Source organism: Lederbergia galactosidilytica (assembly GCF_017873565.1).
Lineage (GTDB): Bacteria > Bacillota > Bacilli > Bacillales > Bacillaceae_C > Lederbergia > Lederbergia galactosidilytica.
On the sequence record NZ_JAGGKH010000001.1, the window covers coordinates 422,601 to 439,118 of the forward strand.

Below are 16,518 nucleotides of genomic sequence, written 5' to 3' on the forward strand. Positions count from 1 at the left end.
TTTAGAACTCTTCACCGTACGCCTTTAGCACTATTCCCTTTACTTGATATAATTTCACTTCTAGCTTTTCTTTATTTTTAGTAATTTCATAGGGAAATTCATACATAACATCAAACAAAAGTTCAGATTTGCGTTATCCCATCTATCAATTTTTCGTAATGGAAAAAATCGAAATCTGCGTAACCACCCGTTTCCTGACTTGCATAATTAAACAAACCAATGCGATACCCCATAAAATGATCTAGTGTATACTTCATTTCCAAAGTGCATCCTATTTTGCTCCATGTTTCTCCATCTATAGAGTAAAAAAAGTTAGCTGTATCTAGACTGTTTTCAAAATTAAATTCTATTTTTAAATCAATCCAATTGTATACGTACGGAATTTTTTCTATCTTTTGCTCGAAGCCTTCACCATTATTTACACACATTATAACGTTCTTTTCGCCATTCGAATTTACCTGAATACCAACTGTACCAAACGTGTTTTGTAAGGCAAGTAAACCTGCGTGATCACCTGGCTTCATATTAGATAGATCGATACGCACACACCCTTTACATGCTGGTCCTTCTGTACGCTGTGTTAGCGTATTACGTGCCTCTAGCACATTATTCACGACATTCCCTGTTGTTAACCTTAAAAATCCCTCTCTAACGGTAACTGACCAAAAGCGGTGGTCAGGATTATGATTCCACTGCCAATTTAAAGCTAATTGATTTTCCCTGTAATCAAAATCATCACTAATCACCAGTGGATTTGATGGCGTATAAGGTAGATCAACCTCAAAATGTTCAGGTACTTTTCCATCTATTCCCATCATAGGCCAGTCATTTACCCATCTTACGGGTACGACAAATGGTATCCTTCCAACAGCATCGTGATCTTGGAATAATAAGGCATACCAACTCTGATCTGTGGTATCAATAATTCCTCCTTGCGCCACACCATGATTACAATAATCCATATTATCATCTAGCACAATTTTACGTTCATAGGGGCCTAGCAACTCTGTGGAACGGTAGCAAACCTCTCTTCTCCTTTGATTTCCACCTAAGGGCCATTCTATAAAAAGCAAGTAATAATACCCGTTTATCTTATAAGCATGGCAACCTTCACAACGCAAGCCGATTCCTTCTCCTTCTGTTTCTAAAAGTAAGTGATTTATTCCTTCTGGTTTAATTCTCGTTACATCCGCTGTCAGTTCTGTAATAAAAATTTCTCCATTCCCATAAATAACAAAAACACGTTCTTCATCAAAAAGTAAGCTAGGATCATGAAATACCCCATTAATTACCGAACGTTGCCACTTACCTTTTTCAATATCATCTGTTTTAAAAATATAAAAACGCTGCATATCATTGCTGGAAAAACAAACATAGTATAACCCCTTATGTTCTCTCAGGCTTGCAGCCCAAGAACCTTTTCCATATATATCTTTTCCATTCATTAAGTTATGCGCATCATTATCCTCTAGAGTGTGATAGACATAATTAACAATTTCCCAATTAAGTAAATCCTTTGACTTCATAATCGGGCAGCCCGGCATAACATGCATACTTGTACTCACCATATAATAAGTATCTCCAACACGGATTGGATCTACATCTGGTATGTCCGCCCAGAGTATTGGATTGTTGATTCTTGTTTTACTCAATTTATTATCTCCTAACAAAAGTTCTAGTTCTTCATAAATTAATAAATGAAACTATCAGTACTTTTTATTCGTCTCTATTTTTCTAATAGCTACTAAACCGTTGTATCCGTAACCCTCTGCATTATCCTACAATTCCCGTTCTTTCAATACTCTCAACAAAGTATCTTTGGACAAATAGGTAAATGATAATTAAAGGCAAAATGGATAGTAATATTCCAGTATCTTGAACCATGCTTAGATAAAATGGGTCCACCCCAGATGTGTCATCTTCTAATCGGATGGCCAAATTGTAAGGTAAAGACGATAGTTGTGTTGACATTACCTTACTGGAAGTTAAATAAGTTGTGGTGTAAAAGCTGTCATTCCATTGCCAAACAAAGGAAAATAAAGTCGTCGTAATCACTGCCGGCAGGGCGTTTGGTATCATAATTCTAGTAAAGGTTTTCCCAATTCCTGCGCCATCAATATAGGCAGCCTCCTCAATTTCTTTGGGAATACCTCTAAAAAATTGGCGAAATATAAAAATATACAAACCAGCTTTTAAGGAGTTCCCAGTTATCGATGTCAGAATAAACGGCCAATATGAATCTAACAAGTTTACTGACTTACCCGTAATGAGCGGAATGATTCCCATTAAAGTAAAATCTTTTAAATTCATATATATGGGTATAAGGATTGTCGTTGGTGGTACAAGGATCGTGAGTATGACCCCGCCGAATAATATGTTACTTCCTCTGAATTTTAATCTAGCAAAGCCATACCCAGCCAAAGCACAAGAAATTACGGTTAAAATTGTGGTAATGGAAGATAATGAAACTGTGTTCCATAATGTTGCCCCATAATCCATAACTCTCGTAACTTCTTTAAAATTATCAATTGAAAATTTTTCTGGAATCCATATCACATTTGGTGAATAAAGATCACTTTTATGCTTGAAAGCAGTTGATATCTTTTGGAGAACTGGATACAAAATGATAAAGGATAATCCAAGTATTAAAACAAAACGAATTGTCGCCCATAACCATTTTTTCCAATGATCTATTGAAGTAAAATTATTATAGTTCATGTTTCACACTCCTGGGATTACTCATAATAAAATACCCGTTTCGAAATAATGTAACTGCTTATAACTAGAATAATCGAAATGCATAAAAAATATATCCAGGCCATTGCAGAACCGAGTCCAAAATTAAATGATTTAAAACCCGTTTCACGAATAAGCGTCGTTAGGTTATTACGCGAGAACGAATCAATAACTGTATAAACGAGGTTGACAAGAATTAGCGGACTCACCATCGGAAATGTAATCTTCCAAAAGGCTTCATAGCCTGTAGCACCTTCTATTTTTGACGCTTCATATAATTGAGGAGAAATAGTTTGAATACCAGCTAAAAAAATCAAAATCTGCACACCCGACATACTTATAATTTCGTAGATACGATCTACTGCACCAGTTAAATAAAGCACGATCGTCTTACTTACTCCTGCCTCTAGCATCATCTTCTGAAGTTCAAAACTGCCGAATGCATTAACTGCTCCCGAATTTCCTACATTTTGCTCATTAACAGCTTGAATTAAGCTAGTACTTTCCAATGAAAAGATTACTCCAGAAGCTAAAATGACAGGGAGGAAAAAAATGGCCCGCGCTAATGACCTCCCAAAAAATCTTTGATTCAATAATACCGCAAGAAATAAACTGAATATCACAATCAATGGAACATTGACAAGGACATCGATAATAGATTCAACTAAAGTTCGGTTGAAACTAGTATTGACAGTTAGTGCTTGGATGTAATTCTCTAGACCAATAAACTTAATACTCATTCCATTTGCAGTTGCTTCAATGGAACTAAAACTATATCTTAATGAATTTAGTAAAGGGACCAAAAAGAAAGCAATGAATCCTAATAGCCACGGCAAAACAAAAATAAATCCCCAAAATGCTTTTCGTTGGTTGTAGGTTTTTGGAATAAAATTAAATCGTTTTGCTATTTTCATATTTGGTCACCGCCTATTATATATCCCTCTGGCTTAATCGTTTTTCCATCGATCTCAACCTCTTCAGCATTATAATTTACTATTACATATAACCCGTTAGAATAAGTTGATTGATAGACGTTATCTGCAAGCTTTTCATGCTTTATTAGACCTTCACCTTGTACTTCCTTTAAGAAATCATTCACTTCCTGATACAATTCTATCGATTGGTCAAGCCATAATTCATAATTTACAGCGAAGAGATTATTATGTTCTGTGTCTTTTAGTAAATAGTTTGGTTTATAGATCCATTTAAAATGGACACCCGCCCCGTATTCCAAACATTTCAATACATATTGGCGATCATTGGTATACGGCGATAAATTATATGGACTTCCTGTATAATCCACATATCCTCTTAATACCATCTGATAGAACGGAATGCTTTCATCCTCAATTTTAAATCCGCTATTTGACATTGGTGCATTTTTTATAAGCGAAACATATGGTAGGGCGTATGCATTTGCATCATTAGCCATAATCTTATAGTCTAGATCTTTCAAAAGTGAAATGGACTCAATCATTATCTGTTCAGATTCAATTCGGTCAATATTTCGCTTTTTATTAAAATCGCTGTTGACCATGTTAGTTAAGTCTTCCAATGCAATCCCTTGTAATGCGTATGATTCTACTCCATTTAAAAATGAAGCAGTATATTCTTTTACAGAATCAGGTTTAACTAGATACGATGGTTTTTTTTCTACATCTCTTTTATCTAATGCTAAGTCCCTAGGATATAAGGCAGCAGGAATCTCTCGTAGGTTGCGTGCTGCTTCATTTTTCTTGTTAAAGCCTTTTGTGGAATGGGCTTGAGTCAGTGATACTCCCGGATAAAATTCAATATTCTTTTCATCCGTGTATTTAATAAAATCTTTGAAGCTTTTGCTGCCGCCTATAACTTTATCTACCTTCACATTATCGGGAATTTTTTGATCTAGCCCACCATTAAACCAACCGGAATAATTCAGTTTTATATTCCGAATATTCTTATCTTCTAAGTTATCAATCATCTCTTCTGCTTGCTTAAAAGTAGTCAAGGACTCAAGTGCATTGTAAGGCACACCAAGTATATGCTTTTGAAGCGTAATCCCTCCAACTAAATCTAAATAAAATGGGCTATTTTCTTGCTCTTGGAACTTTGTAGAAAGTAATTTATTATGTTCTAGTAAATAACTTTGATAAGCATGCGCTAAACCTTGATAAGAAGCTTGTTCAGACGGTAAAAATTTGTAGCGAATGACAAAATCCGAACTCATTTTTTCTTGTTGAAATTTAGGTAAAGAACGACGTTGTCCATTGGCATCTAGGATTACTTCATCCTTTTTGACAACATAAAAGCTTGGATGAACATAATTATAGCTATTTAATCGACCACTAATATCTGCATTAATCGTTGCAGCTGCCGCCCCTTCTTCAATTACACCTAAGAAGGCTGCTTCTTCATAAATCATCCCGAAAACCGGGAGTCTAATATTTTGCTCATCATTTCCAGGATTAGTTGTTTCCATCGTCTGATCTACACCATATACATCTTGTTTATAAGCGGGATAATTTATTTTCCCACTATTGAAATGGATAAGTGCTCCTGAACCGTCAGGTATGAATATAGATCCCTCCTCCTTTACACCTGCCGCCCCAAAGAAGCTAAGCGGAGTGATCTTATTTATCGGATAGTTTTCTGGAAACTGAATAGAGTCCTTTGGAATACGTACAACTAAACTATCCTTATCTAGTACATATTCAATAGATACTAGGAAAGCGCGTGTACCAGTCTCTTCTTTCGTAATATTATGTTCTTCAGTATCTATTAATAAATCTTCTTCCGTATAACCAATTGATTCAAAAGCTTGTAGAGCACGATCAAGCTGCAATCCCTTTAAAGCATCATCATTTCTGATATAAACCTTTTTCTCTTTGTCTTCTTTGTAACCAATCATAAGGGCACGTTGTCCTGTTTTATCCATTTGGCTAGTTATTTCCTTGTATCGCTCATAACTTAGCATCATTGGTAAATCCTCTGCAGGATTTTTATCATTTCCAAATTTATAATTAACGCGAATACCTTTTTCGATACTTTGCATACTAATTTGCTCATAAGCAACACTGTCTGTAAAAGAATTAATATTGCTTAACTGACCGTACTGATTGTAGTAATCTAAGTTTAATTGTGCCGATAATACCTCTGCATTTATACCACTTGCTACCTTATCGAGAGTACGCTCTGGTGGATTCGTATAATATGTTTTCCCTGTTGACTTATCCATCACAGCTACATCCCCCGTCTCCTCTCCTACAAATAAACGTAAGGAATCTGACTCTGCAATCCCTTTCATATCAGGAAGTTTTTTTTCCATAAATAGAGAGGATAGAGATTCGCCTTCTGCTAATTCAAAGCTCTCTTGTTGACGATCACCTGTTGAACTGGCTGCCAAAGAACAACCTGCCGTAATAAACAGCATTCCGATAAGTAGTAACCATTTTTTTATTTGCATTCAGAATATCCTCCTTTCCTAAGATCTCATGGTAATCTCCTGATAGATTACGGATACAAAGGAAATCATCTGTTGTATTAAGCTAAAAAAGAGTAGGCATAAAAACGCCATAAACCCCATAGCTACTATTGTCAAAGCCATAGTTAGAATTGTTTTTGCCGGTGTAAATTGATGTACAGTCATATTTCCTATAAACATTAAATAGACAAACCAGCAAATTGCAAAACTAGTTGTAAAATAATAAAATGTAGCTTCTTCGATAGAAATGACATTACTCAACCATATCCATGGAAAGTGAAGAAGTACCAACGGAATAAGAGCAAAACATGTAGAATTAAATATCTCTACAAATCTGCCTTTTCCATCTAACAATGTTGTTAACGACCAATTAGCAATACACCAAAATAATACCGGGATCACGACGTATGCTATTTCCATAATGCTATTCATATCTTTCTCATTATAGATATTAATCACAAATCCACTATATTGATTGTGCAAAATATTTGTTAAGGCTAATAATATTAAAGTAATAATTGAGATTAAAAGGTTTAATCTGTTATTCCGTTCAAATTTCAATTCCCAATAACCATTAAAAGGATGGAGTATGACATAAATGGGATACTTCAATACTTCTTTACTCCACAATGTCAATGCTGTTTCCTCCTCTCAGCCTTCTCACTTTTCTAATTCTCCCCAATATAACCCATAATAGAACAAGTATGAGAATACTGGTCATACCAACTGGAAAATATGCTCTCAATATTTCTTTACGCTGCAATATAAAAGCTTTAGAGTAGTTTTTTTGATCTTTCCCTTCTTTAAAAAAATTCATCGCTTCGTTATACTGGCCTTGTCGATATAACGCTTTTCCAATCCCTATATAGGCAAAATCTAAATTAGCATTCATATTAATCGTTTCCTGATAAAGATGGTAAGCTTTTTCCTCATCCCCACTGTAATAGCTTTTTACAGCTTCATTCAGTGTTCTTCCATAGTTCGTTTCCTCAAACACCGTAATTTCTGCTAACGATTTATCCAACACAAGAAAGTGGTTTCCAATCCTTTCAATAGCTATGGGAGTAACGAATTCGCCCATCGTATTGCCTATGCCGCCAAATACATACATTAAATGCCCATCCCCATTGTAGGTAAAGATCCGTCCCTTTTTAGAATCCAATACAGAGTAAATTTCACTGTCCCAAACATCAAGGTCAATTAGACGGGATGGTCCATCCTTTTGACTGTATCGTTCATCACCACGAGGACTAAAATATCCTTCTCTCCTTAAAATATCTGTCCCTTGTGCATTTAATTTCTTAATTGTATCTCCCCATTCATCACCATTGGTTGCATAAATAAAACCTTCGTCATTAATATCCAGATTAGTAAATTCAGTTGGAATAAATTGAACCATTCGACTGCGTTGTGCCTTTGTCGATAATCTTTTCCACAATAACTCTATTGGACTAACTCTTACTCGGTTTGCACCGATAAAAGTAGTGAATTCTCCATCGGCATTGAATTCCATAAATCCATCAAATACTCCACTTGCCATGACGTAAATTCTTTGAGCCTTATCTACTACCAAGTGCACAGGGGTAAATTCGAAATCCTCCTTCAACACTTCTAATTGTGGCGAATCCACAACCTTCATGAGTTCATAATTCTCATTCAAATGGACCACTCGCTTATTCCCTGTATCTGCAATATATATATGGTTAAGTTCATCTACAAAAATACCTTGCGGATTGTTGAACCCCTCCTTTTTCTCTTGATTCATAAACGTATCAATCACGTGAACCAATTCTAGTTGTTCATTCAAAACAACAATACGATTGTTGCCCGTATCTACAACGTAAACTTCTCCTTCCTCATTTACAAAAATATCACTCGGCTCGTTCAGCGCCCCAATCCGCAAATCTTCTCCATCGACGATTAACGTAGCCTTATAGGCAGCAGGGGAGTCTACAGTTGTTCCTGAGTAGGAGTAGTTATACGTATCTGACACTCCCTGAGCAGCTACTTGTTCTACATGTATACTGCATAACACTAACCCGACAATTAATAGGCAAAGAAAGCTCCGTACTGATCTCCTCCAAATCCTCATCATGCGATCTCCTTTCTAATCCTTCAACCCAGAAGTCGCCATGGTTTGCATGACACTACTTTGAGAGATAATAAAGAGTGTAATCGGTACAATCATTAATAACAGTGCTACTGCTGCACCAACTCCTGCCCTCGCAATCCCGCCTTCTGAAATCTGACCAAGTGCATAGTGTAGCGTTTTCAAATTCTCACTGTAAATAAAGCTGCCTCCATCTGTTCCCCATAGGGCGGGAAATTGCAAAATTAAAAGTGTTAGCCATGCAGGTCTTACATTCGGCATAACAATACTCCAAAAAATCCGATATTCACTTGCTCCGTCTATTTTTGCCGCCTCTAATATTGAATCGGGAATCTGCTCCATAAATTGTTTCATCAGAAACAGGCCTAATGGAAATGCCAAAGATGGAACAATAATCGAAGCATGTGTATTTATCCAGCCTAACCAGGACATCACCATGTAGTTAGGTATTGCTGTTACGTGTCCAGAAAACATCAGTGCTAAGATAACAATATTAAATAATGTTTTTGATCCATAGAAACGATATTTCGCTAATGGATATGCTGCGGCAGAAGCTAATAATATATGACCAATAGTTCCGACTAAAGTAATTAATAAAGTATTCACGATATAGCGGGATAACGGTACCCAAGAATCCCCCATTAAGGCGAAGAGATCAAAAAAATTATCTAAAGTTGGATTTTTGACGAAGAAACGTGGCGGAAATATAAATATCTCATCCAATGGCTTAAACGCATTATTCACAGCATAAATCAATGGTAAAGCCATAAAGGAGCCGAATAACGCTAAAAGTACAAACAGGAAAAAGCTAACGGCAAAAGAGCGATTCAACTTTTTCTGCTTGATGAAAAATCTTCGTAACTTTATCACCAACCTCACTCACCAATCTTTCTTAATAATTTCTGTGTTAGTAGGTTTGTTCCGATCATAAGGCTGAATAATACTGTAGCTATGGCGGATGAGTATCCCATTTCAAAGCGAATTGTCCCGTAGTCCATCAAATGTGTGACGATTGTATGAGCAGCATAGTTTACACTTGGAAAACCAGCTAATGCAATCGCGATATCGGCCACCGCAAAGGATTGCGTAATTTGCAACACAGCACCAAACATTAATTGCGGACGCATAGATGGCAATGTAATAAACCATAGTTCTTGCCATCTATTTTTAATCCCATCCACTGCACCAGCTTCTATAAGTGTCTTATCAATTGTTTGCAGCCCTGCAATAAAGGCTAAAAAGCTCGTTCCTAGACTTAACCAAAGTTGGACAATGATCACGATAGTTAATATATATTTCTCATCACTTAACCATTGTATCGGCTCGAGTATAAAACCAAGCTTCATTAATATTCCATTTAAATAGCCGTAACTATCACCAGAAAATACAATTAACCAAATGAAAAATATATTCCCGGATATGGAAGGTGCATAGAATATAAGTGTCATAAATGCACGGATCTTCGGAGAGAGTTCATTTATAATCCAAGCAAATATGAAACAGGCAATATAACTAACTGGTCCAGTAATGGCGGCAAATAAGAAAGTGTTTTTTAACGAAATTAAAAAGATATCGTCATTTAAAAATAGTCTCGAATAATTTTGCCAACCAACAAATCTGGGAAATTCAAGCATATTAAAATAAAAGAAACTTAAACCAAGTGAAATGACAACAGGGATAACCGTAAAGGCAAAGAATATTATCATATATGGCGCCATTAAAATATAATAATGTTTATCTCGCTTAACCTTTGATACGACATGAGCCCATCTCGATTTTTTCCTCGGTTTGATAGAGCCTTGTATGGGTTGGGTTGTCGATTCAGCATGCATCGGCTTCTACCTCCAATTAGTAGGATAAATTAAACTCTTTGCGTTTAATTTCTATCTCATCATTAATATAGATAATATAATCATTTAACGCTTCACGCGGATTCTCATTGTTATTGACAACTTTTCTAAAAGCATTATCCAAATGGCGACCGGTAAAATACCCACCTGGCACTTGTGGGATACCATCTACCCATTGCCATTGTCTTTTTAATTTTTGATAGTCCGTTACTGGCCAAGGCAGTTCCTCCAAAGCCTCCATGTTAGCGGTTGGATAACGAGCGGCTTCCCCCATTAGACCTTCCATTTCACGTCCATATTGAATTTGCGTTTCCTTAGAAGTCCACCATTTCATATATTCCCATGCTAACTCCTTGCTCTCCGAGTTTTCCAACATCACAACAGCAGATGTAGAACTTGCCACTTGATGGTTTACACTACCGTCTTCTTCCTCCGTTCCCGGAACAACAGTAAAATCCCATTGTTTACGTATTTCGGGAGCCATTACAGTCAATAAATTATATGTTGTATAATCAGCAATTCCAATTGGCATTTCCCCTACCCGAAAACGATTGGCGAAATCTGCTTGAAGGGGAAATTTATAATTAGTATAGAATTGTGTCCAAGTCTTAAATACATCCATCGCAATCTCCGAATCAAGTGCACTTTTCGTGTCCTGATCGCGATAGAATTTACCATTGTTTTGATAAAGCAGCATAGCAAACGTTGGATTCGGCTCTAACGTTACATTATCTGCTCCACTTTCTAACGGTAAATAAAACTCCATATTGTGTTTTTGTAGAACTGAAATCATATTGTATACTTCCTGCCATGTTTCAGGCGGAGTTAATTCTAACTCTTCTAAAATGTCTTTGCGGTAGAATAGCATAGGAAAGGTTTGCTGTTCTGGTAAGGCATATACTCCGTTATTATAGCGATATGGTACAAGGGCACTGTCTCGAAAACGCGTGCTCACTTCTTCATAATCTGCAAACTGAGTTAAATCTGCTGCTGCATTCCGCATCGCATAATTTATTGGTACATCCTCACCTATTTGCATAGCTACATCTGGTCCCTCATTGGCCAAAGTAGCAGGCAAAAGAATATCCCCTGGAACTAGTCGCAAATTAACAGAGATTCCTGTTTGCCTTGTAAATGAATCATCAATAAGTCGTTTCATAACCTGCGCCTGGTCTCTTCCTGTTGTAATCCAGACAGTGATGAATTGGTCATTTTCTTCCACATTACCAATACTGTCATAATCTTCAGTATAAGAGGCAAAGAGCCCTCCGACCTCATGTTTCATCTTCGCAATAATATTTGCCTGGGGCTTAGGCAATTGGACATCAGGTGATGATATGATTAAATAATCTAAAGTTAACGGTTGCTCTTTCACTGTTAATATCCACGTACCAAGACCGCCCACATTAACCTTAAATGTATCTAAACGGTTGGCAATCGTATCGGGACGTTTTACCATGTCTCTTAGTTGTCGGACAATCGAGTGAAGAGCTGCTACTTTATCACTGCGTTCTCCCGTCATTTCTTCCATATACTTAGCGACACTCTCAATTATTTCAGCCTGCTCTGCAAAATTATCAATTAAATTTGGAATACGCTTCTCTAATTGATAATCACGATAAGGATCAGGTGAATTTGAGGTAATCATTAATATTTGGCGATACATTTCATTCAACTGAAGCACACTGGACTCAATTGTTCTTAATAAAGGGGCGATTTCTCCCATTGTCACTTGCATTCGGATAGTATGCTTGCCTTCACTTAAATGAAAAAGATATGGATCATCATTACCTAGCACATCCATTTGCCAATCTATACTATAGTTAAACCGCAAGCGTTTCATCTCTTCAAATGGATACTTTCCATCTATCATAAGATCGCGCGTTGCATACACGCCCCTTAATTGATCTTGTTTATGTTTTAATGCAATTTGGTAGAGACCTTCTTCCTCCACCTCGAATTCCCATTCAATCCATTGTCCAGGTATTTTCCAATTTACCCCACCAATGGTATTCACTCTAAGCTTAGATACGTGATAAGGCTCAACTGTTGGACTAGAACGATCCTGCAATGGATAAAGGGTAGGAGAAGATTTATACGTCGCTTCTTCAGCTTGAATAAGGATGGATTGCCCGGTAGTAGTCTTATACTCTTCTTTATACTGGTTACTTACTTCTTCGTAAGTCTGTAGCTCTTGTTCTTGATATAATTCAATATAATCAATCGCCATAGGCTCACGTAAAGCTTTAAACGTAAGCTCCTGCTCACCACTTTCAAAAAAGAACAAATATGGATCCTCATAGTAACCGTCACTACTTACAAAAGAAGCTGTTTGCCAAAAGGGCTTCTCTACCTGTCTTGGCGTCATATCATTGCCTCGATCATCGCGCAAGATTTCGTCTTCAGCATTCCCCCATGTTCGATCAAAAAGTAAAAGGTCTGCTCCATCAAAAGGTATCTCTTGATTAATATAGAACTCTCTCTGGATCGCCGAGCTTTTCCCTTCTATTGGGTAATAATGTATTCGTATGTTATAAAGTCCTGTTTCCGGGATCTCAGCCTTCCAAGTTATAGAACCTGATTCCGGTGTAATGATTGATTCACCTTCTAATCCCTCTAGTTGTTTAACAACTTCAAAACCATCGCCTTCAACATGACTAAAATTTTCCCCTTCAACGCGAATTGTCTTATTAGGCCTTCCCTTAGACGCATACATCTCTACATAATGTTCATAATCACCTTCATTATTTTGGTTCGTGACAGCTTCAAAGTTATTCCCTGCATATGCTCTATTAGATCCCAAGGAGTTTAGTAGAGTTGAGGCTAAGATGAATAATAAGATTACAATCAGACCTAAGAAAAGACTTATACTTGTTCCTTTTACACTTCTCACTTGTTCTTCCCTCCTTGCAAATCAAGAGTTTAATCATGAACAGTCACCATAAATACCAACTGGTGACTGTTCCATTTAAGCCTATTGGCCATAAATTTCATCAATTGCTGTCTGAAATGGTGTCTTATATTTTTCAATAACAGTTGATATAGATGTTCCATTATTCAACTCATCTAGCAATTCATAGTAAGGTAAAGACGGGAATGTATTATGATCCAGTACCACCATACCGTCACTAGCCATTACAGCATTTTCAATATCAGATTCATTTGTCAGGTTACTTTCCAAGGTCGCCTGTAATGAATAATCATACATGGATTCAATATCGTTAATTTTTTCCCATATATACAATAATTGTTCAGGATTTTCAGTAGCTTTTGGAATTGTTAATGCTTGAAACAGAGCTTCGCCAGTATGATATGCTGTTGCGCTAGGCCCCTTCGGGAATGGCAAGAAACCGATATCATAATCTTCCATATCTGTTTTAATGTCTCCATATTCATAGAATGCGCCAACATACATCAATGTGTTCCCTTGGCGGAAAAATTGAGCCGGCTCAGTCCAATCTCCTCCCTCATTTGGGCGGAAGATTTCCTCTGTAGCTAATTTCGAAACAAAATTTAACGCCTCTTTTGTTTTTGAATCTTCCAAGTTTTGTTGATTACCCTTCGTCAATTCTGCTTCATTAGAATATAAAGCTTGTTCTAGTAAACCACCTTGTGCAAGCCCCCAAACATCTAACTTGCCATCATTATTTGTATCTCTATTCGCTTCTTTTGCTACTTTCATAAAGGTATCCCAGTTCCAGCTATCATCGTCTACATAATCCTGCGGATCCTGCATACCGAGCTGATCCATAAGCGTACGATTATACATTATACCGGCAACAAAGTTAGATTGATCTTCAGTAAATCCATATCCTTTTCCCTCATATTGCATAAATTCATTGGTTACCTTTTGATTAAAAGCATTAGGATTCTTTGTATATTCATCGATTGGCCATAGTAAATCTTGCTTTACTAATACAGGTATACTATATGTTTTACCTAGACGAACAATATCTCCAATTGGCTCACCAGCTGTTAAAGAAGCAACAACTTTTTCTTCATATTCACCATAGTCAATAAACACATACTCAATATCGAAGTTATGTTTTTCCATTAAGGCATCTAGGTTTTCCTTTTTTTGAATATTATCTGGATTATCTTCAGGTATTGTCATATCCCACCAAGATACAACTTTAATTGTCCTGCCTCCCATGTCAAAATCCATTTCAGGTGTTTGATAATAGTCGGCGCTTTCAGACACAACATTTTCATCCCCATCATTGTTCTCGTTTACAGATTGACCTTCTTCTTTTGAGGCATTTTCTGCCCTTCCATTACAGGCAGCCAATAACAGAAGAAGTAAAACGGTTAACATAGTGGGCAATATTTTTTTAAATTGCACTCTTTTTCCCCCTTTTCATATTGATACTCCAGTAAGTATAGCGCTTTCACAAATACCCCAACAACCTGTCTATATGTAGTTTTATACCTGCTAAATTATAGATGTCTCTATATTTTGACAATTCCCTCTGTTTGATAACATCATAGATTTAAAAAATATTGCTGTATAATAAAAATTACTTCATGACAAAACCCCTTTACATATACTTGTAAAGGGGTACATAAATACATACCTATTTTTCGAATCTCCAATAATCAATTTTAAATAATTCCTTATCTGTTGCTCCCCTAAACACAAAATACAAATCTTGAATATCCGTTGCATCTGTTACTGTTTGTTCAAATTCAATGTATTCATTCAACTTTGAATGCCCCCGCGCTGGTATAACTAATTGGCCAATTAACACTCCTTCTGGACTATTGAGACGCAGCTCAATATAGCCTTCTACATTACCTGGCAGAACGGAAATTTTAAAGTTTCGCGCACCATCGCTTCCAAAATCAACTTGCGATATAGCAACCCAATCTCCATCATGCAGTTCGGATAGCACTCTATTTGCTAATGAATTTATTGCCATTTCATTGGGTGCTAACGGCTCTGTAGTAACTCCTGCCTGCCATCCAATTGTTTCTGCTTCGACACGCTTATAAGGGCTTAATGCATGGATTTGTGAAACACCTTTATAATCTGCAACTATTTCCTTAATAGTACCATCTTCATTTAAAAATACGTTATTTAAATGTGTAGATCGATAGCCATTCGCTATATTCATTGATTTTGCCAATGTTTGTGCATGATAGGCAATATATAGTTGGTTGTAAAATTCAAAAATAACATGATGATTATTGCCCCCGATGCCAAAAAAATGACCCGGATTTTTTAAAATCGTCCCCATATATTTCCAAGGCCCGATTGGTGTATCACTAACCATATATGCAATTTCACCTGCCGGAGGGCTTCCTTCAGGACGCTCCCCGTTAAAAAAGTTGGAACAATAGGTATAGTAATATTTACCATTCAACCTATTGATTCCAGCATTTTCAAACATGAACGGAGCAGGAATGATGGCAGGCTCTCCAACCAAGCTGATCATATCCTCACCTAGTTCAATAACACGGGAGGTATTTGGCATTTCGTCTCGTCCATCTGGTACACCGCCTCCATAGTAAAGGTAACCCTTTCCATCAGCATCTACGAGCACAGCGGGATCAAACAACCAAGTAACCCCTTCCGCTTCTTTGTCTGTTCTATCAATTAATGCTCGCCCAATGGGGTCCACCCAAGGCCCTAATGGACTATCACTTGTTAGTACACCTATTCCACTTGCGTTATTAGCAAAATATAAAAAGAATTTATCTTTACCATTTATTTTTTTATGTGTTACTGCTGGTGCCCATGATTGTGTAGCCCATTTTGCAACCCCCTCTGGACCAGCAACATTAATAAATCCATGATCTGTCCAATTCATTAAATCGGCCGATGAAATAACAGATAACTTATTAATGGAGCCGTACGTATTATCTAGAACATTCCCTTCCTCATCATGTTCTAGTTCATCAGCAGTCATGTACAAATACACACGATTTTCAAATACGAGTGCATATGGGTCTGCGCCAAATTTATGTGATACAAGGGGATTTCCATTCGAAACTTCTTTTCCAATTGCAGCTGTTGGCAAGGTGTTCTTTACCGTAGGTTCTTTTACTTCATTATTCATCTTATTGCTCAACTCCTGTTTTTGTCCTTCTGTATCAGGCGATATACTATTATTAATTATTAAAAATAGTATCACTAGCAATATCCCTGTTATAAAATAAAAGCTGGTTAGATTTCTTCTTATTTTGCATCACCTCTTTAAATTCTCTATTAGTAAAGAGGTTAACGCCTCTATACGAGACCTTAAGCTAGCCGCTAGATGAGCGTTGAGTTGGCCATTAAACTTTTACTCACATCTTCCGGGCTTTTGCCGCCTCTTATTTATTATTGGAAACTTCAATTATGTGTTTGCTTAATATTC

General features: G+C 36.8%; 11 protein-coding genes. All 11 read right to left on the reverse strand.

Translation table 11 applies throughout. The annotated features are described in order from the left end of the window. Nucleotides 1-122: 122 nt before the first annotated feature. Nucleotides 123-1,652, reverse strand: a complete 1,530-nt coding sequence (locus tag J2Z23_RS01775) for a glycoside hydrolase family 43 protein (RefSeq protein WP_209973077.1) — start codon at nucleotides 1,650-1,652, stop codon at nucleotides 123-125. A 121-nt stretch (nucleotides 1,653-1,773) separates the two neighbouring features. Next, entirely contained in the window at nucleotides 1,774-2,718 is a 945-nt protein-coding gene (locus J2Z23_RS01780; protein ID WP_057989402.1) for a carbohydrate ABC transporter permease, read from the reverse strand. Nucleotides 2,719-2,735: 17 nt separating this feature from the next. Further along, complete coding sequence (locus J2Z23_RS01785; RefSeq protein WP_057989400.1) at nucleotides 2,736-3,650, reverse strand: carbohydrate ABC transporter permease; 915 nt, start codon at nucleotides 3,648-3,650, stop codon at nucleotides 2,736-2,738. Then, nucleotides 3,647-6,181: a DUF5696 domain-containing protein gene (locus tag J2Z23_RS01790; RefSeq protein ID WP_209973079.1), complete on the reverse strand. Its 2,535-nt coding sequence runs from the start codon at nucleotides 6,179-6,181 to the stop codon at nucleotides 3,647-3,649. The genes J2Z23_RS01785 and J2Z23_RS01790 overlap by 4 nt, the downstream gene beginning before the upstream one ends. An 18-nt stretch (nucleotides 6,182-6,199) precedes the next feature. Beyond that, entirely contained in the window at nucleotides 6,200-6,835 is a 636-nt protein-coding gene (locus J2Z23_RS01795; protein WP_082881302.1) for a YIP1 family protein, read from the reverse strand. Then, nucleotides 6,819-8,291, reverse strand: a complete 1,473-nt coding sequence (locus J2Z23_RS01800; protein WP_082881301.1) for a hypothetical protein — start codon at nucleotides 8,289-8,291, stop codon at nucleotides 6,819-6,821. Before J2Z23_RS01800 ends, J2Z23_RS01795 begins: the two co-directional genes overlap by 17 nt. 15 nt (nucleotides 8,292-8,306) lie before the next feature. Further along, complete coding sequence (locus J2Z23_RS01805; RefSeq protein WP_064468099.1) at nucleotides 8,307-9,176, reverse strand: carbohydrate ABC transporter permease; 870 nt, start codon at nucleotides 9,174-9,176, stop codon at nucleotides 8,307-8,309. Between the two features lie 8 nt (nucleotides 9,177-9,184). Next, on the reverse strand, nucleotides 9,185-10,141 hold the full coding sequence (locus J2Z23_RS01810; protein WP_057989394.1) for a carbohydrate ABC transporter permease: 957 nt from the start codon (nucleotides 10,139-10,141) through the stop codon (nucleotides 9,185-9,187). A gap of 16 nt (nucleotides 10,142-10,157) precedes the next feature. Then, entirely contained in the window at nucleotides 10,158-13,052 is a 2,895-nt protein-coding gene (locus tag J2Z23_RS01815) for an extracellular solute-binding protein (RefSeq protein ID WP_420798601.1), read from the reverse strand. A gap of 81 nt (nucleotides 13,053-13,133) precedes the next feature. After that, nucleotides 13,134-14,501, reverse strand: a complete 1,368-nt coding sequence (locus tag J2Z23_RS01820; protein ID WP_338018404.1) for an ABC transporter substrate-binding protein — start codon at nucleotides 14,499-14,501, stop codon at nucleotides 13,134-13,136. A gap of 232 nt (nucleotides 14,502-14,733) precedes the next feature. After that, complete coding sequence (locus J2Z23_RS01825) at nucleotides 14,734-16,218, reverse strand: glycoside hydrolase family 43 protein (protein WP_209973081.1); 1,485 nt, start codon at nucleotides 16,216-16,218, stop codon at nucleotides 14,734-14,736. Nucleotides 16,219-16,518: the final 300 nt, after the last annotated feature.

Bases quoted from the DNA above. Each gene is read 5' to 3' on its own strand.
- J2Z23_RS01780 (WP_057989402.1), bottom strand. From the start codon at position 2,718: ATGAACTATAATAATTTTACTTCAATAGATCATTGGAAAAAATGGTTA.
- J2Z23_RS01785 (WP_057989400.1), bottom strand. From the start codon at position 3,650: ATGAAAATAGCAAAACGATTTAATTTTATTCCAAAAACCTACAACCAA.
- J2Z23_RS01790 (WP_209973079.1), bottom strand. From the start codon at position 6,181: ATGCAAATAAAAAAATGGTTACTACTTATCGGAATGCTGTTTATTACG.
- J2Z23_RS01800 (WP_082881301.1), bottom strand. From the start codon at position 8,291: ATGAGGATTTGGAGGAGATCAGTACGGAGCTTTCTTTGCCTATTAATT.
- J2Z23_RS01810 (WP_057989394.1), bottom strand. From the start codon at position 10,141: ATGCATGCTGAATCGACAACCCAACCCATACAAGGCTCTATCAAACCG.
- J2Z23_RS01825 (WP_209973081.1), bottom strand. From the start codon at position 16,218: ATGAATAATGAAGTAAAAGAACCTACGGTAAAGAACACCTTGCCAACA.